We start from the raw sequence: 24,852 nt of genomic DNA, 5'->3' as shown, positions 1-24,852 counted from the left end.
AGTTCAATTTTGTTTTTGCTTGTCGCAAAACAACTGTGGCATTTCGATCCCTGGGAACCGAGTACCAAGAAGTCATACGTTTGGGTTCTGTCAGTTTTGTTTTACCATAGGCATCCATCGTTTTATAGGTGTTGGTAATTAGTTGAGTTGGTTGTTATGTTTATTTACAATAGTAGTTGCGGGTGTCGAATATCCTGATAAATAACTTTATACGCTTCCGGTTGCGTTAATTTCGGTATGCGTTTCGGGTAAAAGTATTCATTATTCAGTAACAAATATAACAATAAAATTATTATCAAAAGTATTTTTGGTAAGTTTTTTTACTTTAATGATTGGCCGAAGAGCCCCGCAAGGCTTCTGGTATTGTATGTATGATGTTGATATACAGAGTGATGTGATTCTTGTACCTGCTGAAATACTTAAATAAAAAAAAGTTATGCGAATTTTATTCGATTTCAGGGGATTATTCGGGCTGTAATATCTGGGTTTGCTATAAATTACGTTAAATCAGCCTATTGTGATTGTCCGGGCGAGTCGTTTGTCGGCAAAACTACATGATTTACTGCTGCTTTATGTATTTTAGGAGGCTTTGATTATTAGAAAAGTTTTTTATTAAAAACCACTTTGTAAGTAAAATATTTTTGCTTATTTTTGCCATGCGGGCAGAGGCCCGGCCCGGTGAAATTTATACCTTATATATATAATAACCTCGGAAATATGTATATACATGCCGGGGAATCCGCTTCCGAAACTTACATAAATGGACACTCAACAAAAAGACGCTTTACGCTATGATTAAAAAAATCTGTATCCTCACGACAGGATTCCTGTTGCTGAACATGCTGGCATTTGCCCGTGGAAAAACGACTGTGACCGAATCCGGGGACAGCTATACGCTGTCTAATGCCGCGGTGGAAGCCGTGTTCAAGGCAAAAGGGAGTTTCGACATCGAAAAACTGACCCTGAACGGGCACCGGGTTGCCGATGCGGGTATGAACGATACGCCGTGGATTCTGGTATACAAGGGAACCCAGGGGGAAAATCCCGAACTGAAACCCGAACATGCTGTTTACGACGGTGTGAAAGTCCGCGACGACGAGGATGCCAAGACGCTGATTTTCACCTGGTCGCTGACCCTCGATTACAGTTCCGTGAAATATCCTGTCCGGATGTACGTAACGCTGCCCGACGACGGAGAGTTGCTGCAATGGAACCTGGAGGCCGACCTGCCGGCCAAATGGCTCGTGACCGACCTGGAATTTCCCCGTGTCGTGATTGAGCGTCCTGCCGACGGCAAGGTCATCACTACGGAGGGCTGGGGCGTCGAGAAGAACCTGGACATTGCCACGTTCGAGGCCCGCTATCCCTCGCATGCTTCCGCCATGCAGTTTATTCTGGTACATAACGGCGACGGCGCGTTCTACTACGGTACGGAGGATCGCCGGGGCTGCGGCAAAACATACTCGGCGCAATGTACGCGCGAAACGGTCGTTTTCAGCGACGACATTCCCGCCTCTGCCGGATGGATCGGGGACGGAACATTCCGCCTGCCGTGGACTTCGGTTGTAGGCTTTACGAAAAAAGGCTGGGAGGATGCCGTCGTAAGGTGGTACCGTCCGTTTACCTTTACCACCGAATGGGGCAGCAAACCGCTGGCTTCGCGCAATATCCCGCAATGGTGTTACGATGCCGATGCATGGGTGAGGGCCAAGTTTGTCGAAGACGATACGTTCGATGCCGTGAAACGCGCCGCCAAGCACTTCGGCAAGGGTTTGGGCGTACACTGGTATTTCTGGCACCACTACCCTTACGACACTCATTATCCCGATTACCTGCCCGCGCAGGATCGCTTCGCCGGAATGGTGCAGGCTGTTCAGAAAATGGGTGCGCGCGTGACTCCGTATATCAACGGCCGCCTTTGGGATCCGGCTGCGGACAGTTACAAACGCGATGGCGGGTACGATGCTTCCTGCCGGAAACCCGACGGCTCGCTCTATACGGAGATCTACCCCACCTCCAAAGTCCTCAATACGGTTACGTGCCCCTCTACGGATATCTGGCACCGGAAGATTATCGGACTGGTGGACAGCCTGCAGGCTGTCATCGGCGTGGACGGGGTTTATATCGACCAGATTGCAGCCGCTGCGCCCGAGCCGTGCTGGAACGAAAACCACAACCACCCGCTGGGCGGCGGGGATTTCTGGTATGACGGTTACCGCAGGCTTATCGGCGAGATTCGCGCCAACCACCTGAAACAAGGGCGAATCCTGACAAGCGAGGAGAATGCCGAGTGCTATATCGACCTGTTCGACATGCTGTTGGTGGTAAACACCCCGCATGAGGAGAATGCATGTGTCATAAAGCCGGTGTTCCCGATGGTCTACTCCGACCGCGCCGTCACCAGCGCTTTCACCTACACGCCGAGCGAACCGGACAAGATGTCGCAGGGCGACTTCCGCTACGAGCTGACCAAAGCCCTGCTGTGGGGCTCGCAGATCGGCTGGGTTGACCCCCGGGCCCTGATGGCGAAGCAGGCCGAAAAGGAGGCGCGCTTCATGAAGACGCTCATGGATTTCCGCCGCGGGGTGCATGACGTGGTGTACGGAGGTCTTTTTATCCGGGAGTTCGCCCCGTCGGGCGACAATCCGGTTGTCAATATTCCCGGTTTCGGGGACGATTCGCTGGTGCTGGCTGCCGAATGGCAGAAACCCGACGGAAAACGTGTCTGCCTTGTGGTCAACATGGATGAAAAGGCGCATAAGGTTTCGCTCCCCGGTGCTGGCGAGGCTTTTGAAATTGCCGGTTCGTCGTGCAAACGCATCGACTTGTAACCTGCGGATATAACGTGCACCCCTGCCGTGCGCGAACAAAAAGGGATAACGCATACGCGTTATCCCTTTTTGGTAAGTTGGCGTATCTGTTTAGTATCGGTTCCGGCCGTAGCCTCCGCCGCGGCTGTAACCTCCGCCGTTGCTGCGTTCCGTCTTCGGACGGGCTACGTTGACGGTGATAACCTTACCCTCGAACTCGCTGTTGTTGAGCGCATCGATAGCAGTCTGTCCTGCGGTGTCGTCCGGCATCTCCACGAAACCGAATCCGCGCGAACGGCCGGTTTCGCGGTCGTTGATGATGTTAGCGGAAGAAACTTCGCCGAATGCTGCGAATAATGCCTGTAAACTTGCGTTCTCTGTGCGAAAGTTCAGGTTTGAAACGTAAATGTTCATTTTTTTTAATTTTATTGTGAATAAATGGAGTTGTTTTTTATTGGGCAAATACAATCCTTACCGCATTCATGCCGCGCGTTCCCCGTTCAAGTTCGAAATTGACGATTTTACCCTCGCAGATTCCTTCCGGAGCGGAAGATATGTGGAAAAAATATTTCTCCGCAGAGGCCAGGTCCTTGATGAAACCGTAACCTTTGTCCGTATTGAAATACTCCACCCTGCCTTTCAGCAGCTCGGGTTCCATGTCTTCTTTTTTGGGGGTTGCTATCACGATGTCTTCCAGTTCGATTTCCGTTTTCTCCCGCTTTTCGGGCGGTATGTCGGTAATGTTTCCGTTCTCGTCGACATACGCGATCATGTCGTCCAGCGAAGTCGTACCTCCGGTCATGCGGTCTTCCTTGCGCTTTTGTTTTTCGAGGCGCTTGGCCTGTTTTTTCTTTTCGTTTTCTCTCTTTCCAAATGATTGTGATCTTGCCATTAAATTTGCTTTAGTTTTTTTGCCTGGTATAATATTGTGTTGAGTTGAATTGTTGCTTGCCTGTTCTGTGGATGTTTTTACCGTGGGAATCCGTCTGGTGTGCAGAATGGCTGTGCCGGGTATGAATTCGGTGCGGTTTCTGCCATGTCCTGTAGGTCGCAGTGTGGCTGCCTCCTGTGACCGTATGCCTGTCCCGTGAGCGGCGGTATCCGTGGCTGCCGTCGTTTCGGCGTTTCGCCTGCCGCAACTGCGGCCGGCTTGTCCGGATTTGTCCGCCTGCCGTCCTGTGGCGCAGGAGGTGCGAAGCTGTGCTTGCGGATTAAAAATGATTTTAATTTTCGTACTGTCGTTAAAATTTGACATCGCCCCTCGTCTGTCCGCCGGGACATACTCGGAATTTGTCTAAACAAAGAAAGCTTACAAAGGTCGATTCAACGATGAAAGAGCCGGACGGAAATAGCCCGGGGGAATGCATAGGAGATAAAGATCAGAATGAACTCACGTTGTTTATGCTGCAAAGGTAGCAATTATTTCGCCGTTTACACCATCCTTTGGAAAAATTGACGGTTCGGCCGGACGAATAATCTGCCCTGCCGGAAATAAAGGCGGTGTAAATATGCTGATTATTCCCGATATTCCGGATAAATTGCTTATTTTTACAACTTCTTTGAAAAACGGATTTTCACGATTAAATTTTTCTGCGTTGAAAGAACAAATCTCCCTGGCTGCGTTTGCAGATACCAAACCCCATTACGGCATACTCGACGGATTGCGTGGCGTGGCCGCCATCACGGTCGTATGTTTCCACCTGTTCGAAGCTTATGCGACCAGTCATTTGGATCAGATTATCAATCACGGCTATCTGGCCGTCGATTTTTTCTTCATCCTGTCGGGATTCGTCGTCGGCTATGCGTATGACGACCGTTGGGGAACGATGAAAACCAAAGATTTCATCAAGCGCCGGATCATCCGACTGCATCCGATGGTCGTGATGGGGGCCCTCATCGGGGCAGTCATGTTCTATTTCCAGGGCTGTCCGGTATGGGACGTGTCCAAAGTTACCGTCCTGTCGCTGATTTTCGCCACGTTCCTGAATGCGCTGCTGATTCCGGCCACTCCCGGAACCGAGGTGCGGGGCCTGGGCGAGATGTATCCTCTGAACGGCCCGAGCTGGTCGTTGTTTTTCGAGTATATCGGCAATATCCTCTACGCCCTGTTTATCCGCAAGCTCCCGACCAAGGCCCTCGCCGCGCTGGTTTTCATTGCCGGGTGCGGCCTGGCGGCATATGCCATAGCGGGCCCGTACGGCGATATATGCGCCGGATTTTCCCTGACGGGAATTGAATTTACCGGGGGATTTCTGCGGTTGATGTTCTCTTTCTCGGCCGGATTGCTCCTTACGCGTATTTTCAAACCGGCCGGCGTGCGGGGCGCATTCTGGATATGCAGTCTGGCTATCGTCGCCCTGCTGGCCGTACCGCGCCTGGGCGGAGCGGAGCATATGTGGCTGAACGGGGTGTACGATACGGTGTGCTTCGCCGTGTTTTTCCCGCTTCTGGTCTATCTCGGGGCTTCCGGGAAAACTACCGACAGGTATACGACGCGGGTCTGCAAATTCCTGGGGGATATTTCCTATCCCCTGTACATGGTGCACTACCCTTTCATATACCTGTATTACGCCTGGGTGAAGAATGACAACCTTACGTTCGGGGAGTCGTTGCCCGGGGCTGCAGGAGTCGTCTTCGGCAGTATCGCGCTGGCCTGGATATGTTTGAAGTTCTATGATATACCGGTGCGGAAATACCTTGTTGATAGGTTCCTGAAACCACGAGCCAAAATGTAAACGGGTGCGCCGGAACTTTCGGGCGGCTGTGCCGCCCGAAAGTCCGCAAGTCGGTTGTCAGTTTTGCTGCCTGTACTCCCGGGGGGTGATGCCGACCTGCCGTTTGAAAAAACGGACGAAATGCTGCGGGTACTGAAACCCCAGGTCGTAGGCCACCTGCCCTATCGTCTTGTGCGGGTCGAGGAGCCCCTCTTTGGCCGTGTCGATCATTTTTAACTGGATATACTCCTGTGCCGACTTGCCGGTTTCCTTTTTCACGAGGTCGCCGAAATAGTTGGGCGAAAGGTATATCTTGTCGGCGAAATAACGTACGGACGGCAATCCTTCTTTGGCTGCGATGCCGCTCGAGAGATAGTTGTCCAGCAACTGTTCGAAGCGGGCCAGCGTATCGAGGTTCATATCTTCGCGCGTGACGAACTGGCGTTCGTAAAAGCGCATGCAATAGTCCAACAACAGTTCGATATTGGTTGCGATAAGCCCTTTCGAGTGTTTGTCGATGGCATGCCGCAACTCCATGCCGATCTTTTTCAGGCAGTCGAGGATAATCTCCCGCTCCTCTTCCGAGAGGTGCAGGGCCTCGTTGGCCTCATAGGAGAAAAACGTATATTTCTTGATTTTCTGTCCCAGCGACGTGCCGCGGATGAAATCGGGATGGAACAGCAGTCCGACCGATTTCTTGGGAATCCCCTCCATATCGGTATAGCCGACGGTCTGGCCAGGTGCGATGCAAACCACCGTCTGGTCGTCGAAATCGTAATTCGTCTTGCCGTAATTGATTTTGCACCCCTGTGTTTCCTTGAGGAACACCGAGTAGAATCCCATCGTCATCCGGTAGCTGCCCTGGCTTTCGGCCGTATCGAAGCTGACGATGCCGACCAGCGGATGACGGGTTTCGAACCCGAAGAGTTTGTTGTATTGGTCGATGGTGTCTATTGTCAGGATTCCGTCCATGGTGTTTTTTGTTTTTCCAAGAGCAAAGATAGTGCTTTTTCACGCTCCTGCTGCACGTTTACGGTGCGAAACAGGAATCGGGGTAATTTTATCCGTAATCCGGGTAGCCGGTTGTCGTACAGCCGTTTCGGTTTTGTTCGCAAAACCGTAATCCGGGTATTTTTATCCGTAATCCGGATACCAGCCCGTAGAATTCCGCGACGTAATTTTGCCGTGTGGAAAATCGGAAACGATGCAACTGTAGACACGAAAACGAACAAACATGAAACGAATCTTTATTTTAACAATGACATTTTTTATGATGCACGGCATTTCTTCCGCACAGAGGGATGCGGACAATTTCTACCGGAGCGCTTCGGTGAACTGCGAAAAGGTTTCTTTTCGGAACCAGTATAAGATGAAAGTGGGCGCGAACCTCTTCCTGCCCGGCGATATGAAGCCGGGTGAAAAACGTCCTGCGATTATTGTCGGACACCCGATGGGGGCCGTCAAGGAGCAGTCTGCGAACCTGTACGCCACGAAGCTGGCCGAGCGTGGTTTTGTGACGCTGGCGATCGACCTTTCATTCTGGGGCGAAAGCGAAGGCGAGCCCCGCAATGCTGTCCTGCCGGATGTATACGCGGAGGATTTCAGCGCTGCTGCGGATTTCCTCGGTACGCGGGAATTCGTAGACCGCAACGCTATCGGCGTGGTCGGTATTTGCGGTAGCGGCAGTTTCGCCATCAGCGCTGCGAAAATCGACCCGCGGCTGAAAGCCATTGCGACCGTGAGTATGTATGACATGGGTGCGGCCAGCCGAAACGGACTGAAAAATGCCGTGACGCCCGGGCAGCGCAAACAGTTGCTCGAAGCGGTGGCGGAACAGCGTTATGCCGAATTCCTCGGTGGAGAGATTGCCCTCACGGGCGGTACGGTGCACGAGCTGACCGAAGAATCCACGCCGATCGAACGGGAGTTCTACGGCTTTTACCGCACGCCCCGCGGGGAATTTACGCCCGAGGGGGCTACGTCCCTGACCACCACGCATCCCACGCTTACGGGCAGTGTGAAATTCATGAACTTCTATCCGTTCAACGATATCGAGAGCATCTCGCCGCGGCCGATGCTGTTCATCACCGGGGAACATGCGCATTCGCGCGAGTTCAGCGAAGACGCTTACCGGCGCGCCGCCGAACCCAAAGAGCTGTATATCGTGCCGGGTGCCGGTCATGTCGATCTGTACGACCGTACAGGTTTGATTCCGTTCGGCAAGCTGGAAAAGTTCTTCAAAGAAAACCTGCAATAGCGAATATCAAAAATAAGATGATAATGGAACGACAAGTAGCATTGGTCACCGGAGCCGCAAGCGGCATGGGTGAAACTGCGGCAGGGATGTTTGCCGAAACAGGCTATGCGGTAATGTTGGCCGACATGAATGAAACGGCTGTAAGGGCTGCGGCGCAAAGGCTTGCGGATGCCGGGTACGATGCGGATTACGCAGTTTGCAATGTGGGTGACGAGAAGCAGGTCGAGGCAACGGTCGAAAAAACCGTCGCTCGTTTCGGACGGCTCGATGCGGCTTATAACAATGCCGGCGTGCAGAGCCTGGTGACGGATATTGCCGACCTGGAAACGGCCGAGTACGACCGTGTGATGGACGTCAATCTCAAAGGTGTGTTCTTCTGCATGAAATACGAGCTGCGGCAGATGCGCCGTCAGGGCTTCGGGGCCATCGTCAACTGTTCGTCGCTGGGCGGGTTGGTCGGGCTTCCCGGCCGTGCGGCCTACCATGCCTCGAAGCACGGCGTGCTGGGGCTGACCAAGAGTGCCGCACTGGAGTATGCCGAACGCGGTATCCGCATCAACGCCGTATGTCCCGGCACAATCTCTACGCCGATGGTCGAACAGATGGTTGCTTCGGGCGACCTGGTCGAAGAAAAGGCGGTCGAAATGTTGCCCATAGGCCGTTTCGGCCGTCCCGAGGAGGTCGCAGCCACGGTCGTGTGGCTGTGCAGTCCCGCAGCCAGCTTTATCATCGGGCAGGCTATCGCCGTCGACGGCGGCTATACGATTGTTTAAACCGTTTGTCCTGGAAAAGTCATCCGCACGCACCCGATTTTGCCGACGGCTTGTTCCTGACCTCGGCCAATCTGGGAACAACGGCCGCTTACGGTGTGTCTATCGCGGGATTCGGCATCCGCTGTCCCCTGCCGGCTACCCGGCTGTCCCTTGCGGCGGGTATCGGGGGTATCGCAACCCGTCGCGCGTGTTTCCGGTTCTTCGAAATTACCACTAAAAAAGTATCGCCATGAAACGTCTGTTTATGATTTTTACGAATCTGTTGTTGGTGACCGCTTCTTCCGGATTCACGGCGTGTAGCCCGGATGATGACCCAGTACCGTCCGGCACGGTAACTCCGGCGCCCGAGCCGCAGCCAGACCCCGAACCCGTCCCTCCGCCGGGCAACCGGTTACAGCTTACGATCGGATCGTCCTCTTTTACGGCGACCTTTGCCGACAACGCCACGGCGCGTGCATTCAAAGCCCTGTTGCCGATGAGCGTTTCTATGGACGAACTGAACGGCAACGAAAAATATTATTACCTGTCCGGCCGGTTGCCGAGCTCCCCGTTCAATCCGGGGACTATCCGTATCGGCGATTTGATGCTTTACGGCTCCGACTGTATCGTGCTTTTCTACGAAACATTCCGAACCTCGTACAGCTATACGCAGATCGGACGGCTGGACAGCACATCGGGACTTCCGGACGCAGTCGGCGCGGGCAGCGTTGCCGTCCGGTTCGAGCTGGTGGAATAACAGGTGATTGAGGGAGGCAATAAGCCGGCCGGGCGGCTTATTGCACGCTACTTTCCCGGTTGCCGGGGATGCGTTCCCATGCGGGTGCGGGCGCATTGCGCCGCTTTATTTCGGCCGCTTACGCAAGGTCCCGACAGCAGAAGCCCCGCTGTCTGCGAATCCGGAAAGGTCGAGGCGAAAATTCACCGCAGGGTGAACCGCGCCGTTCTGCGCGGCAGGGCTTTACCTGCGCATAACTTCGCCGCCGCCTTCGTTCGAGCCGTCCCATGTCGTGTCGACGTCGACCGAAAAATCGATCTCCCCCCGGAAATCACCCTCCTTGAAACGGGCCGTGAGTTCGATTAACTGGTTGCATTCGATGTTCAGCGTATCCGTTACCACCCGGTCGTAAATCGGCGAAGAGGCGTCGTCAGCGTAGAGCTTCAGCCGCCATGCGCTCTTCATGTCGGGCAGGGTGCAGAACGTGCCCAGCGTGTATGTGCCGGCCGCGCGTGTCGCCAGGTTCGCCACGGGAATGCGTCTGGACACTTCGCACGGGCGGTCGGGCTCGCCGCAGAGCGGCATGCGTTCGCCTATATTGTCGAGTGCGACCTCCACGGACGTAATCTCCGCCGGTAAGTTTTCAAAGCGGAAACGCGTCACGCCGTGCACGCGCTGAAGCACGGTTTCGAACTCGTTGCGGCAGGGACATGTCACCTCGAACGGGAGGTCAGCGCGGAAATGGTCGTCGTCGTCCTTCTCCCCCTGATAGACGATATAGCGGAGTTCCGGCGCATCGGTGGTGCCGGCCATCATGCGCGGCGCGGCATTGGCCGCAAACGCCAGCCGGTAAGCCCCGAACGGGAGCGTGTCGAGGCGGAAGAGGTAGCAGTCGCCCGCGGTCGCCTCAACGTCGTCCGCACGACCCTGTGCAATCAGCCGCCCATCGGCATAGAGCAGGTAGTCGAGCGAATGGATGCGTGCGGTGAATTGCGGTTCCAGATCCGAGGGACGGTAAGGCGGCCGGGTCCGGAACTTCTCGATTCGGAGCGTCACCGCAACATTTCCGCCCCGGGGCGGGCAGGCGTCGAGCTTCTCCTCGATGCACGACACCGACAGGAGCAGGCACAGGAGGGCGAACGGTATACAGGACAAATTTCTCATGGCTTCGTGTTTTTAATAGGACATGGCGTTCCACTCGTAAAATGGATCGAAAAGCGCCGCTGCATTCTCGGGGATGCCGGCATCGTCCACCGCTTCGACCAAGTCAATCAGTATCTGCTGCGAATAGTCATAGATGTCGGTCGTTTCGAAAACGATGCCGGTAATCGTGCTGCAGGACAGCGTACGGGTGAACACCTCGTCCGTTTTGTATGTAAATCCGCCGCTTGCGCCCGAAATGTGGATATCCGCTATTTCGAGTGGCACTTCCCCGGCTTCGGGCCCGGCGAAAAGGAAGGGTGAAAAGACCGTCGAATTGCTCTGGCACATCAGGTACATACCCGTTCTGGAGGCGTGGAACTCCCCCATCGTCGACATGCACCACGGCAGTTCGTAAAGCCCGGACGGGCCGTAATACATACCTCCGAGCGCATCGATTCCCTCGGCAAAGGGCTTCGTCTTCGAAGTGAAGCGTAACCGGACGGTGTGGGCTGTCTTTTCGAACGAGAATTCATTGACTGGCGAACGCTTGTCTTTGAGCAGGACACGGAACTTCGCTACGCGCCGCTCGGCCCGCAGCGTCACCGCCGGCATGCCGGCCGAGTGGAGGTCACCGCTTTTGGGCACCGTAAAATCGGCTACGGCCACGAAAACCTCACGGTTCAACTGCCGGTACCCGCTGTTCATCCAGTGTGTCGAAATCGAATAGGTAATCAGCGGCGGTGCAGGCAGCGTGGCGTCGGCATCGTCGGCAACCACTTTGCCGGGCACGAGTTCCGTGTTCCAATCACCCGCCTGCCAGTTGATTGCGGCAACGATTCGATAATCGCCGGGACGCAGTTCGCAACTGAACGAGCACGGCGGAAGGGCCTCCGCGAGTTTCAGTTCGGCCCACGGCCCCGCATCGGTATCCAGCAGGACGGTTTGCGTCGCATCCACAATCCAGCGGGTGCCGGCCTTTTTCAGAATCAGCAGGCGGCATGCGTTGCTGAACCACTCCTTGTAGGAAGTGACTCGCGTCATGGGTTCGAGCGAAGTGTCCGTATCGACGGCTTCCAGCCTGAAGCCGACTTCGACACAGGGCTCTTCGCCGGCCGACGGCTTTCCGGAGGGTTCGTCCGAACAGCCGCCCGTCAGCAAAGCCGCCCAGAACAACAGGATTGGATATTTTTTCATAACTGTGCGTTTTTACCGTTTCCTTGCCAGTCGAAATTCGTTTCGATACCTCCGCCGACCGGAATGTCGATGATGCGGTCGCAGCGCAGGCCCACCCGGTTGACCGTATAACAATCCGCCCCCACGGGAAGCCCTGTGCCGGCATCGGCTGCCGGAAGGGCGAGCGCAACCTGGCGCAGCGGGAAACATGCCGGGGAATGGGCCTCCGTGTGGTCGTTGTCGCAGACGGGCGTCGTGTCGTAATAAGAGAAGCGCAGTTTCACGCGGAGCTGCGCGTCGGACGGCAGCAGGTAAGCGCCCTCCATACGCAGACTGCCGCGCAGGCCGTCGTCGTATACGCCGAGCCCCCTGTCCGCCTGTGGAAGCGCGACCCTGAAATCCGTTGCCCGGGGCTCGATGGTCTGTGTCAGCGGTTCCGGAGCATACGCCGCGGGAACCAGCGTTCCGTTTTCATCGAAACGCAGCGCCGTGGTCGGACTTTCGTAGGTGATTTCAATCCGGGCGACCCGGTCGATCACCGACTTCACGTCGGGCGAAACGATGCTTTCGGGTTGTGAAAGCGAACCTCCCGTACGGAAGATGTCGAAAAGCACCTGTCCGGCGATACGCGTCAGCGCAAGGCGGATGATCCCGTCGCGCAGGATGGCTTCGCCGCTCATATCGGTAAAGCCGCCGTACCCTTCCGGTGCCGCGCCGCCCGCAGCGCATTCCAGCCGTAAATCCTCCCATGCAACGCCGGGAGCGAACGACGTTCCGGCCGCCGTGTTCAGCGAAAGCCACTCCCTGTCCTGGGGCTGGGCGACCATCAGGAAACGATAGTCGGAAGCCTTCAACTCGGCGAGCGGGAGTTTGAGCGTTTCCCCGTCGGCGATTGAGGTGTAGCTGCGGTCGAAGAGGTATCCGTCCTGTGTCCCCGCCGCACGGCGGAAAAGGTAGAGCGGGGCTTCGAGTCCCGCTGCGGAAGGCGTGCCTTCCAGACGCAGCTCGGTGTAGCGGAGTTTGCCGTTGCAGGGGAGGCACTCTTCCTGTGCTTCCAGCCCGCAGGCCGCCAGCACCGAGAGCGAAAACAGCACCCCGCAGATTCGATAAAGGATATTTCTTTTCATCACGATAGTTTTTTTATTCCCATATTCCCGTATCGCCCTCCTGTTCCTGTTCGATTGGGGCGGTTCGTATTTCGACCCCGATGACGGGATATCCCGAGGTGATCCAGAGTGTAATGTCGAGGCGTTTGTTGCGCTCCGCCTGGCCTGCCAGATGCAGTCGCACCGGTTGCAGGGCGGCTCCCGAAACGGGGACGACCGAGATGTCGAGCCCCACCTCCCCGCCGTTGGCGGGCGGAATGACGAAAGGCCCTTCGAGCCGGATGAATCCGCCGTCGGTCAGTTCCGTGTAATCGGCTGCTGCGAGCCTCGCCGCCACCGTGGCCGTGCCGCTGCTTCCGGCCGGATTCACCCGCAGGCCCGTGCCCCCGGCCGAGAGTTCGATGCGGTCGATCTCGTCGAGTACGGATTGTGCTCCCTCATAGGGAACTTCGACGTATCGCGTACCGTCGTGATAACCGCGCTTGACTGATATTTCAATCCGGCAGACAGCGCGCCGGAGCGTTGCCGGAACCGTCAGATCCATGCCGCCGACCGTATAAATCGCCTCGGCCTCCGATGCGGGGTATTGCAGGAACAGTTCGTCGGCCGGACAGCGGGTGCCGGGCACCTCCGCATTTTCCCGCAGGACGAAGGACGCATCCTCCCATGCCGTCTGCCGTGTGAGCGGTTCGGGTTCGAGGACGAGCCGGCCGGTCGCTCCGCTCGCGAACAGGAATTTGTAGCGCCCGTTCGGCATGCGTACCGACATCCTGCCGTCGGAGGTCCACCCTTCGCGGAAGAGCGTGTCGAAGAGGAAGCGCTCTCCCTGCAGGCGGAAAGCGTAGACCGAAACATCCGCAGCTCCTTCGCGTCGCAGCGTGACGCGCGTCGTTTCCTGGTTCGGAACGGTATTGGCCGTTTCCGGCTCCGCGCAGGCCGCGCAGGCGGCCACCGCCAGGACGAGCATCGTAAGTTTGCACTGTTTCATGGTTCGTCAGCTTTCGTCAGTCTATCTCTCCGTCCACGAAATTCGAGCCGTCCCAGACCGTATTGACTTCGACATCGAAATCGACACCCGTGGTGAAGACGTTATCGCCCAATACGTAAATCCGGATTAGCGTCGCCTTGTTGCGCTCGACGGGAATTTTGTCCGTCAGGGCGATGGTGCGCGTCGAGCCTTCGCCCGAGGTGAGCTGCATCGAGAATCCGGTCGTGGCCGTATTGTCGGGATTGGGAATCAGGTAGGTGCCTTTCAGATGCGCGGACCCGGCGATAATGTCGGCGGGCTGTACGTTCTCAAAATCGTATTTCTCGGCGCCGACGACCGTCGAAGCACCCGTGCCCGTCGTCACAGCCTCCGCCGGAACGGCGATGGTGTGCGACACGTCGAAAAGTCCCTCTGCCTTTTCGCCCGAAAGGCCCAGCCGGCTGTTGGCGCCGGTATACGCCAGTTTCACCCCGGCCAGTTTTTCGGGGCCGAAAATGTCATCGCCCGGTTTTTCGGTATGGACGCCTGTCGTGGCATCCTTCTCCGCCCGGATGAAAAGCACGTCCACGCGCGATACGGCACGGCGAAGCGTGGCGTTCACCGTTTGCTTCGGGCCGTCGAGCGACACGGTGTAGGACGGAACCGCATCGAGCGGTACGTTGAGCATGAATACCGCCGGAAAACTCTCTTCGGTATGGGTCACGCAGAGCGCGTCGGAAAGGGCGGCGTCCGTAAAGGCCGGCCATGTGTAGTTGCCCGGTGCCACCAATCCGTAAGAGGGCAGGAATTTATAGTCGCCGGCGGGAAACTGCACCGTGCCCGAGAGCGCCGAGCCGTCGAAATTCATCGCGCCGAGCGGAATGTCCCGCATGTAGAGATACTCCGAGCCGGTGTTTTTGAACGCCAGGATGCGGAATTCGCCGGCGCTGTATACCGGGCCGCGGCCCGAAGCCGACTGCGGCGCCCGGGTGATGAATTGCAGGTTGCCGGCCGGTGAATCGGCAATGTCCGTTTTCTCGCCGTCGTCGGAACATGCGGCAGCGGCGATGGCGAAAGCCGCAAATACCAACAGATTGTAAATTTTTTTCATGTTTTATTTTTTAGAGTGATTGAAATCCGGATTCGGTCTTTACCATTCGCAGTTCAGTTCGGCGAAATGGGCCAGGTTGTATGCCGCCTCCGCGGAACCCCCTTCCGCAGCGAGCGAGAAGCAATGCTGCGCTTTCCGGGTATCGCCGTCGATAAGACACAGGATGCCGAGGTTGTTCCATGCGCAGGGGGCTTCGGCGCAGCGAGCCAGGCATTGGCGTGCTGTCTGAATATCGCCGCACCGCAGGGCCAGCGCCGCCATGTTGTTGCAGGCACAGGGATCGTCCGGGTAAAACTCCAGCGCGACCGCGCAGACATACGCCCTTTCGGGCGAATCGACGGCATAGGTTTCCGCCAGCCGGCACATTTCGCCGAGGGTCATCCATTCGGGACGGGAACCGATCAGTTCGCGGCATTGCTCTACGGTGAACGGAGGCAGCGTATATCCGATGCGGTAATCCACGCGCCGCAACTGCGGATAGACTTCGCGCAGCAGCATGAGATAGGTTTTGCCGTTGTCTGTTTTCCAGATGCCGGCATCGCGGGCATCGGGATCCGATACCGTGTCGATTACGGCCAGCACCTCGTCCCTTGCGGGCAGGTCGGAAAGGACAACCCAGCGTCGCAAGCTGTCCCAGTCCTCCGGTTCGGTGACGACGGTGAACTCCGCATCCTCCAGTCTGAAATTCTCCTGCAGGTAACTGCGGATGGCCCGCGCACGGTTCGCGGAAAGACGGGTGTTGAATGCGTAGGTATCCTCCGGGGAGGCATATCCCTTCAGGTAGATGCTCTCGATTCGGAGCGTGTCGTTTGTCGTCAGACAGGCCGTAAGGCTGTCGATACGTGCCAGTTGGCGGCGGTTGTCGGCAAATCCGCGCAGCAGCACCGAACGGCCCTGCGGGAAATGCACGACGGCGGTAATCTGTTCGCTGCGCCGCTTGGGTTCGTCCGCGGGGACGAGGAACGACAGCTGCGGTTGTACGGAAGCGGGGATTTCAGCGGCAACCAGCGGCGGAAGTGCCGTTCGGTGTCCGGCGCATCCCTCCAGGTCGCGGTACAGGACGACGCGGCCGCCCGCCATCCACGGCTCGTAAGGAATCTTCTTTTCGAAAAGAACCGTATTCCCCGACGGGTTTTTCCGCCCGCGGCGGATAACCGTGTTGCTGACACTATTTTCGGGAAGAGCCGGTGTGCCGTAGAGCCGTTCCCTGCGTTCATTGACTTTCTCCCGGATGCGCCCCGTGAAAACGACGGGAGGCAGCTGCATCAGGTGTTCTCCGTCGGTAACGACCGGTGTGACGATCAACTGTCCGTTGGCCGGGAGGTCGATGCCGGCGGTGATCGGCAGCTTTATGCAAAGGCGGTCGTCGTCCCGGTAAGCGGCCGGATTTCCCTCACGGCCGTAGACAGCGACGGCCGAAATCAGACATGCGGCCAAAAGGCCGGCTATGCGGTGTGTCGAGTGGCGTTTCATATCCTGCTGTTATTTGATGATAAAGATGAGTGTCAGGCCGATTTTGGTCGGCCCGAAATAGTTGCGCGACCGGGTGCGCATCACTTCGCCGCATTCGGCGATCGGATATTTCCGATCCCACAGGCGGGCATACCCGACGCCGATTGTGGCTTCGAGGTTCCAGCGCTTGCCTATCAGCCACTGATAACCGTAGGATAAACCCGCACCATAGAGGTGCCCCTGGTAACGGTTGTGCCGGAAATCGGAGCTGAAATCGATTCCTCCCGCATTGTATTCGGCGTAGTGGGCGTGCAGTCCGAAAAAATGGCCGTTGAAACTTTCACACAGCCAGTAGCGCACTTCGGGTTGTACGAGCCAGTGTTTCCACCGGGCATCGCCGAATTTCCAGGGATTGTAATTGCCCGACACATCGAGCGTCACGCGGCGGCCGAGCGCCGCTTCGACGCCCAGGTTGATTGTTGTCGTGGCATCGTAGAGCAGGTTGCTCTTGACAGCCCATTTCTGGGCCTGGGATGTGTTTACCGACGCCAGCAGGATTGCCAGCATGAAATAAATTTTATTCATTCTCACATGTTTTATTGTCCCGAAAGCGACCGGATGCAGTTACGCATTCCGGCGTCCGCCTTGATTAGAATGGCACCCGAAAAGGCGCGGTTATGGCACAGGCGTGCAAATGATTTGCCATAAATGGATGAACTTTTTATGTTCAGGTTCAACGCTTTATCTTATAGCGAGATAAAAAGGCGGCTGCAATGCATGCCATACGGCGACGGCACATGTCCCGGCGAAATACGACGTACGGGCGCGGGAGAGGTTCGCTGCGCCGCCGGAAAATACCGGAGCCGAATAGCCGGTTGCGGGTCGAGGGGGCGCGGCGGTTTCCGGACAAAGGTGCAACAAACCCTCTGCCCGTCGGTTTCCGGCACGTTGCCGGGCGTTACGGGTATGCAGACAAGCTTTTACCGCCTTAAAACGGTTGTACAAGTGGTGAGAAATTCTTTGGAAAACGGTGCGAAAGAGGCATTGCGGAGCGTTTCGTTTCGCACCCGCAAAAAGAAAAGCGAGTGATAATCAATGGATTATCACTCGCTTGCCGAGGGCGGAGCCGCAGGCCCGGCCTGCGGCTCCTATTCGCTGTATATCAATATATCAGGCGATATTTCATTGCTTATGGCTCTGTTGAGCGGTGTCTGCGACATCGGTAAGACGCATCTTTCCGTCGGCAGCCAGCATTTTCAAACCGTGACAATTTGTCACGGTTTCATTTCCCTCCGCTTTAAGCCGCTGTTTGAGTTTACGCCAATAGGCGGCGGCATCTGCACTTTCGGTCAGAATTGCGACAACATCGACAATCGCAAAATACCATGTTTCCGCTTCGTCGTCCCAGAGGGTCCGCACCTTGCGTTCTTCGAAAAGTTGTATCGCTTGTTTTTGGGTCATGGCTCTATTTACTCTCATTTCTTATACCCGATGGGCCGGGGCTGTTTTTGGGCTTGCGGGGTTTTGATAGACAGGGCGGCGATTGCCTGATAGATATTGTCCAATTCCTTGCGCACATCTTCCGAAAGGTCGTTTATGGCTTCGGCGTTGTCCTCGTCGTTGCGTTCGAGCAAGGCCAACTTCGCGCGGATTTCAGCCAGTTCTGCCGTGACGGTCGTCGTCGTGGCGATGTAGTTGCGCATGGCGACAAAAGCCCGCATGATGGCGATATTGGCCTGCACTGCGGATTTGCTCCGTAAAACTCCCGAAAGCATGGCTACCCCTTCCTCGGTAAAAGCGAACATTCCCGCAGCACCGACATTGTAATCCGGGGGTATCACATTTTGTGATCTCCCTATGTTTATCAGGTAGTTAGCTTCCTCTGACGATAATTGAAGCATAAAATCTTCCGGGAATCGTTCGATATTACGGCGCACGGCTTGTTTGAGCGTGCGGGTTTCCACTCCGTAAAGAGCTGCCAGGTCGAAGTCGAGCATCACGCGCAGGCCGCGGATTTCGTAGATTTTATTTTGGATAACAGCAATTTCCATTTGTTCGGGTTGTGTCCGGTTTATTTTGTGTCCGGCCTTTTGAATCCTATCGGCCGGGGTTGCTTGCGCGCTTGCGGGGTTTTGATAGACAGGGCGGCGATTGCCTGATAGATATTGTCCAACTCCTTGCGCATATCTTCCGACAGATCGTTTATGGCTTCGGCGTTGTCCTCGTCCGTTCGCTCCAGCAGGGCCAGTTTCGCGCGGATTTCAGCCAGTTCTGCCGTGACGGTGGTTGTCGTGGTAATGTAGTTGCGCATGGCGACAAAGGCTTTCATAATTGAAATACTGACCTGTATAGCAGGTTTACTGCGCAATACTGCGGACAACATGGCAACACCTTGTTCGGTAAAAGCAAACGGCAAAGAAGTTTTCGGACGCTTTGTCCGGGATGTCGTAACAAATTGTGATGAGATATGTTCCCATTCGCTTGCAGAAATACGGAACATAAATTCTTCCGGAAACCGCTCTGCATTACGTTTTACGGCCTGATTCAGAGCGCTGGTCGTAACCTGATACAGCGCCGCAAGGTCGAAGTCGAGCATCACGCGCAGGCCGCGGATTTCGTAGATTTTATTCTGGATAACGGTTATATCATTCATAAGTTCGGGTTGTGGGGTCTGGTTCTGCTGTCGGCAGTTATTCGAATTTTTCGAATAACTCGATTTGCCGCCGACTTCCGGGCGTTATTTCTCGCTCTGTTGCGAATAGTAGTCGATCTGCGCCGTGCAGACCCGTTCCACGATGTCGCGCAGGTGTTCGACTTTCGGCAGCAGCGCGTCGATGTCCTCCTTTGTGATTTCGAAATCGGGGTTGTAGCGGGATTCGACATAGGCCCGTTCCAAGAGTTTGAATAACCGTTCTTCTTCCGGCGTGTCCCGTGGAAACGCTTTGAATGTTTCGGTCGTGAACCGTTTACAACGATTCATCAATTCAGTAAGTCTGTGTTCTTTGGGGCTATATAAAGTAAATACTAATTCTATTATACGCAAAAGATTTTCTGTGGCTTGGTGCAAGTTAAATGAAGCCATTTTATAATTCTTCCTATTATAAGAATCAATATTTAAAAGAATGAACTCAATCGCTTTCGGTTTGAAATTGTCATCATAATATTTCTGCGCTCGCTCCTGAATCTCGTCGAAATTCAACTTGCGGCGACGGGCAAGTTTATAATCTCCCGAATCATACAGAATGATTCCCTGCCGTTTTATCTCCGTTTCGAAATAGTGGGCTTTCGTCAGCGCATAGTTGAAGTCGTCTATTCCATAATTGATAAACTGGGGCTTTGTATGGAAAGGTCTGTTCTTGTGCTGAAAAAAAGCGTCGGCAATTTTGTCATACAGCGAATACTCAATCGCCCCGATTGGCTTGCGCGTCAGGATCAGTATGTCGTAATCGCTCATAAAGTAAGTCGGGATGCCGAACTCGATGCGCTGGTCGTAATCGACATAGGTGTTCCGGGCATAACTGCCGTACAGGATAACCATGCCGACGTTCTTCACGTTCTCGCGGATAAGGCCGACAAGCTGTTTCAGGTCGTTCCGTTTATTCTCGGGTAAAAAGTTGACGCTCTTTTTCATAACTACAAAATTATGAAAAAAGTTGGTAAACCGCTTTGCCCTGTCCATATTTTCCGTATATTTGCTTATCATTCCTGCAAATAGTCTGCAAAAGTTTCCCAAAAGGGGTGGCACGAAGCCACTTAAAAGAAACAGAACAGACCATTATGTGGAATTATCATAACTCGGCATAGCCGACGGACATAACTATAAAGGGTAAACAACTCTTTATACCAGTGAGCAAACATAGGAACCTCTTTCGGGAGGGTTTGAATCAGGTATAATAGTTGTCAGTCCTTGTTATGTCCCGCTTATTTTTTGGCGGGACACAACAGGGGCGCAGGACAGCTTTCTGATTCGGGTTTCCTATGACCTGCTTACTGGGGCTGACACCGCGCCCCCTTTTTATGCCTATCCGGGGCGCATATTTCCAACAATCCACACGAATCTATGGAACCCCGTTGCGTCCTGCCGTCCATGCGTATTATCTCCGCACCTGCGGATTGCACCCGTCCCCGGTTTGGGGCCGGGCGGAATCGGTATCGGCGGCTTGTGCCGGGCGCTGCCCCGCTTTCCCTGCAACACATTATATCCCCTCTTCCGGCTGCGGTCGACAAGTCCCGCACCGGAAGCGGCCCTTGAAATCTGGTAGCCGGGGCGGTTTCCGCATTGAATTCTTCGAGAAGTGAAGTTGCGTCACTATGTTCAATCGGAACCGCCCCTTTTTTAACATGGCATCGAGGCGACAAACCGGGACGACCTCGATTCCGAAAAGCCCTGCGGGCCATAAGCCGCAATTACACGGTGCAGGTTGATTTATGCGCCGCGGCATCGGGCAAATGGCGGTCGGCGGATCTGACCGGTAAAAACAGAAGTCGAAATAACAAGAACATTGCATGCTGCGAAAATTGCTGAACAGACTTTTCGGCCCCTTTTCCTCGGGCGGCGTAATCCCCCTGGGGGAGTTTCTATCGCTGCTTCAAACGAGTTTTGCCTATCTGCGGAAGCATCGTTACCGGGTTCTGTCTACCGAACTGCCAGACGATTTGCTGAAAAAGTGGCTGATGCCGATGCCGGGCGAGAAGCAGGCGGAGGAATACAAACGCAATTTTGCCCGTCAAAACGATACGTTGTCCCAAACTCAACTGCCCGTGTTCGTATTCGACCATGTTTTACAAAAGCGCTTCAACCGGGATATATCGACATTCGGCGAAGCCGAAATGGAAATCGCAGGCAGTGATTTAAGGGTATATATCCTGCTGCTGAATTACATTTTCGCGATGAGGGAGGCGGGACGGCCCCTGGTCGAGTTCGATATTTTCGACGTGGAGAATTACGATGCAATCATCGAACGCATCGAAGCGCAGGAAGCAGGGCCGGAATGAAAATTCCGGTTTCGCAGTATGGGGGAATGCTTTCGATGGTGCGGGCACACGGGGCACGGTCTATGACAAATCACGTGAGGTCTGGGTTCGACCTGTCCGTTCGGCGCGATACAGTCCGTTTGCGCCGACGGATCTGCGGGCGGCACGGCATGCGGCCGCGTTGATTTCAGGGTATGGCGTGTTACACGACGGACATCCGCAACACACGGCAGAAAAAGAAAAATGGTTGATAATCGACTGATTATCAACCATTTAATGAGAGCGGAAAACGGGACTCGGACCCGCGACCTCAACCTTGGCAAGGTTGCGCTCTACCAACTGAGCTATTTCCGCATGGCGTGTTTCGCAATTGCGAGTGCAAAGGTATATAAAAAATCCGAAACTCCAAATTTTTCAGGGGTATTCTGTGGATTTTTCCTGCGAAACCTGCCTCGTGCCGCTATCTGAACACCCGGATACGCTCGTCCAGCGGTTCGAAAGTTTTTTCATTCGGTTCTCCTGCGGGGGCTCCGAACGGCATCTGGGCAATGAGCTTCCACTCTTCGGGAAGACTCCAGTGTTTGCGCACCTCCTTGTCGATAAGTGGATTGTAATGCTGCAGCGAAGCGCCCAGTCCGGCATCTTCGAGCATCGTCCAGATTGCCAGCTGGTGCATGGCGGAGGTTTGCTCGGACCATGTCGGGAAATTGCCCGCATAACCCGGGAACTGCTGCTGCAGGCCGCGTACGACGTCCGTATCCTCGAAAAAGAGTACGGTGCCGTATCCGGATGCGAAGCTGCGCTCGATTTTCTCTTCGGTGCGGGCAAAGGCATCCTCCGGAACGATTGCCCGCAGGGTGCGTTTTACAATCTTCCACAATTCGGCATGGTGCTCGTGGAGCAGCAGCACGGCGCGTGTGGACTGCGAATTGAATGCCGAGGGGACGTGCTTTATGGCGAAACGCACGATCTCCTCGAGCCGTGCGTCGTCGACGGGCGATTCCGGTGCCAGTGCATAATAACTGCGACGGTGGCGAAGCGCTTCTGTGAATGTTCTCTCCATAGTTTTGTCGTTTAATATCCGTATCTACAAAGATAGCGCAACTTTGGATAAAATGTGCATATTCCGCCATGAAACACTATCTTTGTGCCATGAAAGATGCCATTGAACTTTTTTCGGAACTGGGCCGGCGGCTCGGAGGCTTCGGCAGCTTCGGAGGCGATTCGCCGGCCGGCGATGTCGTGGCGCAGGCCTGCCGTGCCAATGCCTGGTTTACGCCTGCGGATGTTCGCCGTGCTGCAGCCGCTCTGGCCGGCGGGATGCTGCGGCGCGAGGCGCTCGGGAAATGGCTGTCTGCCTACCCTGTCCCCGTCTGCACTCCGCGGCGTGTGCTGGTCGTCATGGCCGGAAATATTCCGATGGTCGGATTTTTCGATTTGCTGTGTGTGCTCGCAAGCGGACATAAGTGTCTGGTGAAACCCTCGGCCAAAGATACCGTCCTGATGAAGTATGTCGTAGGATTGCTGCACGACATCGATCCCGAGGTGCCGGTCGGATTCTACGACGGCAAAACGCCCGTCGATGCCGTTATCGCTACGGGCAGCGACAATGCCAACCGTTATTTTCGTGCACGGTATGCCGGGATTCCGGCCCTGCTGCGCGGCAATCGCCAGTCGGTCGCCGTATTGTCGGGCCGTGAAACCCCCGGGCAACTGGCCGGCCTTGCCGACGACATCTGGGCTTATTCGGGGCTGGGATGCCGCAGCGTGTCGCTGCTGTTCGTGCCGGCAGGTTACGAACTGCGTCTGGCGATGCCGGAGGTGAACGACAAATACCGGAACAATTACCGCCAGCAGAAGGCCCTGCTGGAGATGTCCGGCCGGCCTTTCCTCGACCTCGGGGCGGCCGTTGCCGTCGAGCAGCGTGCTTTCCCGACGGCGTTGAGCTGCCTCGGCTATTCGTATTACGCATCCGCCGGCGAGGTCGAAGCGTGGCTCGCGGCGCATGATGCCGAACTGCAATGTGTGGTTTCGGAGTCCATTTCCCACAGCCGTCGTGCGGGATTCGGCCGCGCGCAGTCCCCTGCCTTGACGGATTATCCCGATGACCGGGATGTTATTGCATTTCTCACCTCTTTAAAATAAGATTTTCGGCTAAAAATGTTATAATGGATTGGTGCGATAATGAAAAATATCGGATTGGATTGATGTTTTGGTAAAAAATATTATATTTGTGGCTGATACAAATTAATCCAAGCGTCATGAAGAGACTTATTCTATCGATTGCCTCCCTGGTTATCCTGGGAAGCTGCGCCCGAAGCGTCGCACCCCAAATTCCCGACTTTATCCATGCAACCTACTCCGTGGAAAGCCTGTTGAGCAAGGAGGAGTTGTCGAATCCGGGATACGAAACTTTCCAGTTCATCTATCTCATGGCCACCCCCGAGTGGAAAAATTTCGATTTCGACCTGCCGCAGGAGGTGATCGACGGATACGCCGACCGCTTCGATTACACCGAACAGGCGGGCAATATGCCGCTGGTGCCGCAGATGATTGAAAAGGCGCACGACGCCCGTGTTAAAGTCCTGCTGTGTTTCGGCGGCCAGCAGGAATTCCGGCCGTTCCTGGAGAAGCCCGAACGCATCTCCAAATTCGTGGGATACATGGTACGGCTGGTCGGGAACAATGATTACGACGGAATAGACATCGACTGGGAAATCACGCTCGACAAGGAACTGCACGCCCGCATGATGGCCGAATTGCGCGAGAAACTGGACGAGCTTTCCGCGCGCCGCGGGAAATACTATTACCTGACCACCGCCTTGAGCATCGACCATGTGTACGACCGGCCGCTGGCCGACAAGTTGAGCCAGGCGGTCGACTGGATAAACATCATGTCTTACGACATGTGCGACGGCGTATGGGGCAGCACCCCGTCGCATAACACTTCGATGGAGCGCATGCGGTCGAAGCTGGCGCACTGGAACGTATTCGACAAGCGGCAGCTCTGCCTCGGCCTGGCCAATTACGGATTCTATTACAAAGGACTCAAACCCGGACAGAAGGCCGACGGCCCGTTGAGCAAATACGGTTCCTACATCACCTACCGGGAGTTTCTGCCCCGGCTCGGCAACGGCTGGACGGAGGAGTACGACCCCGTTGCGGAGGTGTCCTACTACTTTTCTCCCGACAGGAACGAGTTCGTGACCATCGACAATCCGTCGTCGGTACTGAACAAAATCGAATGGATTACGGCCAGCGGCTACCGGGGCGCTTTCTGGTGGGAGTTCCACCACGATTACGTCCGGCCGAACCGTGATAATCCCCGCGGCAGCCATTACCTCATCGACCCCGTTGCAAAGTATCTCGAGCGGAAGTAACCCGGCATAACTTTGGCTTTCTCGCATTTTGTACTATCTTTGCCATGAATAAGAAATTTTTGCGTATCTGTCTGAATGACAGAACTAAGTAGAGAAGTAGAAAGTTATTGGTAACGATTTAGCGACAATGCAACTTCATTGAACCTCTGTGCTTTGCGTACCTCAAATAACTCTGTATGCAAAGGTAACGCAAAAAATGAATATTGCAAAGGATGTTCTGATTAACTTTTCTAAATGTCCATCTAATATATTTTCTCCACCCCTTCATCGGTATAAA

General features: G+C 55.1%; 22 protein-coding genes, 1 tRNA gene and 1 pseudogene. 8 read left to right on the top strand and 16 right to left on the bottom strand.

The genetic code is table 11. The features are described 5' to 3' along the window. Nucleotides 1-791: 791 nt before the first annotated feature. Nucleotides 792-2,831 carry a DUF6259 domain-containing protein gene (locus tag QZT71_RS01310; protein WP_295911349.1) on the top strand — a complete coding sequence of 680 codons (2,040 nt, stop codon included), beginning with the start codon at nucleotides 792-794 and terminating at the stop codon, nucleotides 2,829-2,831. A gap of 90 nt (nucleotides 2,832-2,921) precedes the next feature. Here QZT71_RS01310 and QZT71_RS01305 read toward each other — a convergent pair whose 3' ends face one another. Both QZT71_RS01305 and QZT71_RS01300 read right to left on the bottom strand, forming a co-directional pair. Further along, nucleotides 2,922-3,224, bottom strand: a complete 303-nt coding sequence (locus tag QZT71_RS01305) for an RNA-binding protein (protein WP_295911347.1) — start codon at nucleotides 3,222-3,224, stop codon at nucleotides 2,922-2,924. Between the two features lie 37 nt (nucleotides 3,225-3,261). Continuing rightward, nucleotides 3,262-3,702 (bottom strand): cold-shock protein, encoded by a 441-nt coding sequence (locus tag QZT71_RS01300; protein ID WP_295911456.1) that lies wholly within the window; start codon nucleotides 3,700-3,702, stop codon nucleotides 3,262-3,264. Nucleotides 3,703-4,405: 703 nt separating this feature from the next. On the opposite strand from QZT71_RS01300, the gene QZT71_RS01295 reads away from it, so the two are divergent. After that, nucleotides 4,406-5,545: an acyltransferase gene (locus QZT71_RS01295; RefSeq protein ID WP_295911345.1), complete on the top strand. Its 1,140-nt coding sequence runs from the start codon at nucleotides 4,406-4,408 to the stop codon at nucleotides 5,543-5,545. A 57-nt stretch (nucleotides 5,546-5,602) separates the two neighbouring features. On the opposite strand, the gene QZT71_RS01290 is transcribed toward QZT71_RS01295, so the two are convergent. Further along, the gene (locus QZT71_RS01290) at nucleotides 5,603-6,496 is read right to left on the bottom strand and encodes an AraC family transcriptional regulator (protein ID WP_295911344.1); all 894 of its coding nucleotides are present in this window, start codon (nucleotides 6,494-6,496) and stop codon (nucleotides 5,603-5,605) included. A 262-nt stretch (nucleotides 6,497-6,758) separates the two neighbouring features. On the opposite strand from QZT71_RS01290, the gene QZT71_RS01285 reads away from it, so the two are divergent. The 3 genes from QZT71_RS01285 to QZT71_RS01275 all read left to right on the top strand — a co-directional run bounded on the left by QZT71_RS01285 (nucleotide 6,759) and on the right by QZT71_RS01275 (nucleotide 9,290). Then, nucleotides 6,759-7,781, top strand: a complete 1,023-nt coding sequence (locus QZT71_RS01285) for an alpha/beta hydrolase (protein ID WP_295911342.1) — start codon at nucleotides 6,759-6,761, stop codon at nucleotides 7,779-7,781. 23 nt (nucleotides 7,782-7,804) lie between these two features. After that, nucleotides 7,805-8,554, top strand: a complete 750-nt coding sequence (locus QZT71_RS01280) for an SDR family oxidoreductase (RefSeq protein ID WP_295911341.1) — start codon at nucleotides 7,805-7,807, stop codon at nucleotides 8,552-8,554. Nucleotides 8,555-8,783: 229 nt separating this feature from the next. Further along, the gene (locus QZT71_RS01275; protein ID WP_295911340.1) at nucleotides 8,784-9,290 is read left to right on the top strand and encodes a cyclophilin-like fold protein; all 507 of its coding nucleotides are present in this window, start codon (nucleotides 8,784-8,786) and stop codon (nucleotides 9,288-9,290) included. Between the two features lie 222 nt (nucleotides 9,291-9,512). On the opposite strand, the gene QZT71_RS01270 is transcribed toward QZT71_RS01275, so the two are convergent. The 11 genes and pseudogenes from QZT71_RS01270 to QZT71_RS01220 form a co-directional block, all read right to left on the bottom strand. Continuing rightward, a complete protein-coding gene (locus QZT71_RS01270) occupies nucleotides 9,513-10,433 on the bottom strand; it encodes a hypothetical protein (RefSeq protein ID WP_295911338.1) in 921 nt (306 codons plus the stop codon). A gap of 12 nt (nucleotides 10,434-10,445) precedes the next feature. After that, nucleotides 10,446-11,606, bottom strand: a complete 1,161-nt coding sequence (locus QZT71_RS01265) for a hypothetical protein (RefSeq protein WP_295911336.1) — start codon at nucleotides 11,604-11,606, stop codon at nucleotides 10,446-10,448. Continuing rightward, nucleotides 11,603-12,712, bottom strand: coding sequence for a DUF5031 domain-containing protein (locus QZT71_RS01260; protein ID WP_295911335.1), 1,110 nt, complete (start codon nucleotides 12,710-12,712; stop codon nucleotides 11,603-11,605). The genes QZT71_RS01265 and QZT71_RS01260 overlap by 4 nt, the downstream gene beginning before the upstream one ends. Nucleotides 12,713-12,725: 13 nt before the next feature. Beyond that, the gene (locus tag QZT71_RS01255) at nucleotides 12,726-13,679 is read right to left on the bottom strand and encodes a hypothetical protein (protein ID WP_295911333.1); all 954 of its coding nucleotides are present in this window, start codon (nucleotides 13,677-13,679) and stop codon (nucleotides 12,726-12,728) included. A gap of 16 nt (nucleotides 13,680-13,695) precedes the next feature. Next, nucleotides 13,696-14,769, bottom strand: a complete 1,074-nt coding sequence (locus QZT71_RS01250) for a hypothetical protein (RefSeq protein WP_295911332.1) — start codon at nucleotides 14,767-14,769, stop codon at nucleotides 13,696-13,698. A gap of 39 nt (nucleotides 14,770-14,808) precedes the next feature. Then, nucleotides 14,809-16,242, bottom strand: a complete 1,434-nt coding sequence (locus QZT71_RS01245) for an OmpA family protein (RefSeq protein WP_295911330.1) — start codon at nucleotides 16,240-16,242, stop codon at nucleotides 14,809-14,811. A 9-nt stretch (nucleotides 16,243-16,251) separates the two neighbouring features. Next, the gene (locus QZT71_RS01240) at nucleotides 16,252-16,806 is read right to left on the bottom strand and encodes a DUF3575 domain-containing protein (protein ID WP_295911328.1); all 555 of its coding nucleotides are present in this window, start codon (nucleotides 16,804-16,806) and stop codon (nucleotides 16,252-16,254) included. Nucleotides 16,807-17,427: 621 nt separating this feature from the next. Further along, nucleotides 17,428-17,682, bottom strand: a pseudogene (locus QZT71_RS01235) (hypothetical protein); the annotation flags it as partial. A 14-nt stretch (nucleotides 17,683-17,696) separates the two neighbouring features. After that, entirely contained in the window at nucleotides 17,697-18,272 is a 576-nt protein-coding gene (locus QZT71_RS01230) for an ORF6N domain-containing protein (RefSeq protein WP_295911327.1), read from the bottom strand. Nucleotides 18,273-18,292: 20 nt separating this feature from the next. After that, on the bottom strand, nucleotides 18,293-18,874 hold the full coding sequence (locus tag QZT71_RS01225; protein ID WP_295911325.1) for an ORF6N domain-containing protein: 582 nt from the start codon (nucleotides 18,872-18,874) through the stop codon (nucleotides 18,293-18,295). Nucleotides 18,875-18,958: 84 nt separating this feature from the next. Beyond that, a complete protein-coding gene (locus QZT71_RS01220; protein WP_295911323.1) occupies nucleotides 18,959-19,852 on the bottom strand; it encodes a HEPN domain-containing protein in 894 nt (297 codons plus the stop codon). Nucleotides 19,853-20,727: 875 nt separating this feature from the next. Between QZT71_RS01220 and QZT71_RS01215 the strand changes: the two genes are divergently transcribed. Further along, nucleotides 20,728-21,216 carry a hypothetical protein gene (locus QZT71_RS01215; RefSeq protein ID WP_295911321.1) on the top strand — a complete coding sequence of 163 codons (489 nt, stop codon included), beginning with the start codon at nucleotides 20,728-20,730 and terminating at the stop codon, nucleotides 21,214-21,216. Nucleotides 21,217-21,476: 260 nt separating this feature from the next. Here the strand turns inward: QZT71_RS01215 and QZT71_RS01210 are convergent. Both QZT71_RS01210 and QZT71_RS01205 read right to left on the bottom strand, forming a co-directional pair. Further along, nucleotides 21,477-21,549: transfer RNA gene (locus QZT71_RS01210), tRNA-Gly, on the bottom strand. Between the two features lie 106 nt (nucleotides 21,550-21,655). Next, nucleotides 21,656-22,258, bottom strand: coding sequence for a nitroreductase family protein (locus tag QZT71_RS01205; protein WP_295911320.1), 603 nt, complete (start codon nucleotides 22,256-22,258; stop codon nucleotides 21,656-21,658). Nucleotides 22,259-22,347: 89 nt separating this feature from the next. Between QZT71_RS01205 and QZT71_RS01200 the strand changes: the two genes are divergently transcribed. Further along, nucleotides 22,348-23,340: an acyl-CoA reductase gene (locus QZT71_RS01200; protein WP_295911454.1), complete on the top strand. Its 993-nt coding sequence runs from the start codon at nucleotides 22,348-22,350 to the stop codon at nucleotides 23,338-23,340. Nucleotides 23,341-23,456: 116 nt separating this feature from the next. Beyond that, a complete protein-coding gene (locus QZT71_RS01195) occupies nucleotides 23,457-24,575 on the top strand; it encodes a glycoside hydrolase family 18 protein (protein ID WP_295911318.1) in 1,119 nt (372 codons plus the stop codon). The last annotated feature ends 277 nt before the right edge of the window (nucleotides 24,576-24,852 follow it).

The organism is uncultured Alistipes sp. (assembly GCF_902388705.1).
Lineage (GTDB): Bacteria > Bacteroidota > Bacteroidia > Bacteroidales > Rikenellaceae > Alistipes.
Note: the sequence above shows the minus strand (reverse complement) of the source record. Positions and strands in the feature narration are given on the sequence as shown.

Coding starts and splice junctions, on each gene's coding strand:
- QZT71_RS01280 (WP_295911341.1), top strand. CDS start 7,805: ATGGAACGACAAGTAGCATTGGTCACCGGAGCCGCAAGCGGCATGGGT.
- QZT71_RS01275 (WP_295911340.1), top strand. CDS start 8,784: ATGAAACGTCTGTTTATGATTTTTACGAATCTGTTGTTGGTGACCGCT.
- QZT71_RS01225 (WP_295911325.1), bottom strand. CDS start 18,874: ATGAATGATATAACCGTTATCCAGAATAAAATCTACGAAATCCGCGGC.
- QZT71_RS01310 (WP_295911349.1), top strand. CDS start 792: ATGATTAAAAAAATCTGTATCCTCACGACAGGATTCCTGTTGCTGAAC.
- QZT71_RS01220 (WP_295911323.1), bottom strand. CDS start 19,852: ATGAAAAAGAGCGTCAACTTTTTACCCGAGAATAAACGGAACGACCTG.
- QZT71_RS01230 (WP_295911327.1), bottom strand. CDS start 18,272: ATGGAAATTGCTGTTATCCAAAATAAAATCTACGAAATCCGCGGCCTG.
- QZT71_RS01205 (WP_295911320.1), bottom strand. CDS start 22,258: ATGGAGAGAACATTCACAGAAGCGCTTCGCCACCGTCGCAGTTATTAT.
- QZT71_RS01285 (WP_295911342.1), top strand. CDS start 6,759: ATGAAACGAATCTTTATTTTAACAATGACATTTTTTATGATGCACGGC.
- QZT71_RS01290 (WP_295911344.1), bottom strand. CDS start 6,496: ATGGACGGAATCCTGACAATAGACACCATCGACCAATACAACAAACTC.
- QZT71_RS01260 (WP_295911335.1), bottom strand. CDS start 12,712: ATGAAAAGAAATATCCTTTATCGAATCTGCGGGGTGCTGTTTTCGCTC.
- QZT71_RS01255 (WP_295911333.1), bottom strand. CDS start 13,679: ATGAAACAGTGCAAACTTACGATGCTCGTCCTGGCGGTGGCCGCCTGC.
- QZT71_RS01200 (WP_295911454.1), top strand. CDS start 22,348: ATGAAAGATGCCATTGAACTTTTTTCGGAACTGGGCCGGCGGCTCGGA.
- QZT71_RS01250 (WP_295911332.1), bottom strand. CDS start 14,769: ATGAAAAAAATTTACAATCTGTTGGTATTTGCGGCTTTCGCCATCGCC.
- QZT71_RS01195 (WP_295911318.1), top strand. CDS start 23,457: ATGAAGAGACTTATTCTATCGATTGCCTCCCTGGTTATCCTGGGAAGC.
- QZT71_RS01300 (WP_295911456.1), bottom strand. CDS start 3,702: ATGGCAAGATCACAATCATTTGGAAAGAGAGAAAACGAAAAGAAAAAA.
- QZT71_RS01270 (WP_295911338.1), bottom strand. CDS start 10,433: ATGAGAAATTTGTCCTGTATACCGTTCGCCCTCCTGTGCCTGCTCCTG.
- QZT71_RS01305 (WP_295911347.1), bottom strand. CDS start 3,224: ATGAACATTTACGTTTCAAACCTGAACTTTCGCACAGAGAACGCAAGT.
- QZT71_RS01265 (WP_295911336.1), bottom strand. CDS start 11,606: ATGAAAAAATATCCAATCCTGTTGTTCTGGGCGGCTTTGCTGACGGGC.
- QZT71_RS01240 (WP_295911328.1), bottom strand. CDS start 16,806: ATGAATAAAATTTATTTCATGCTGGCAATCCTGCTGGCGTCGGTAAAC.
- QZT71_RS01215 (WP_295911321.1), top strand. CDS start 20,728: ATGCTGCGAAAATTGCTGAACAGACTTTTCGGCCCCTTTTCCTCGGGC.
- QZT71_RS01245 (WP_295911330.1), bottom strand. CDS start 16,242: ATGAAACGCCACTCGACACACCGCATAGCCGGCCTTTTGGCCGCATGT.